Annotated in this window: 1 protein-coding gene; it reads right to left on the bottom strand. The window is 48.6% G+C overall.

The window, feature by feature from the left end:
- On the bottom strand, positions 1-335 hold a 335-nt coding region (locus tag J7R10_RS09450; RefSeq protein ID WP_208436541.1), incomplete at its 3' end, for a head-tail joining protein.
- Positions 336-391 lie beyond the last annotated feature (56 nt).

Below are 391 nucleotides of genomic sequence, written 5' to 3'. Positions count from 1 at the left end.
AAGATAAGCTTATACATACCGGATTCAGCGGCTTGGACATCAGTGACAGTGAAGTGTTCCTGAGCGGTGTCTTCAGTGGTTTCAGGAGCCACTACAACAACGCTGTCTTCAGGCTTTGGAGGTAAGCCTCCAATGTCATTGATGCGGAGATCAAGTTCCTTTCTTGCAATTGTGGTAGGTATTCTACCACCGGCGTCCGATTCCGAATGTTTGATGCCGTCAATCGCTGTAATCCGAGAAGATTGCTGGTTGTCCTTTCGCCTGTAGATGACGGGGTGCCCAAAGGCATTGCGCACATCTTTGACCATTTTGCTTAGCAGCCCGTGCCATCGCATGGTATTTAGCTCCAATGACTGCTTTGAATAGCATTTCAGGGCGTGCGCAAATGTAA

This window comes from Bartonella vinsonii subsp. berkhoffii ATCC 51672, from assembly GCF_902825225.1.
GTDB classification, from domain to species: domain Bacteria; phylum Pseudomonadota; class Alphaproteobacteria; order Rhizobiales; family Rhizobiaceae; genus Bartonella; species Bartonella berkhoffii.
This window is presented reverse-complemented; position numbering and strand designations above follow the sequence as displayed.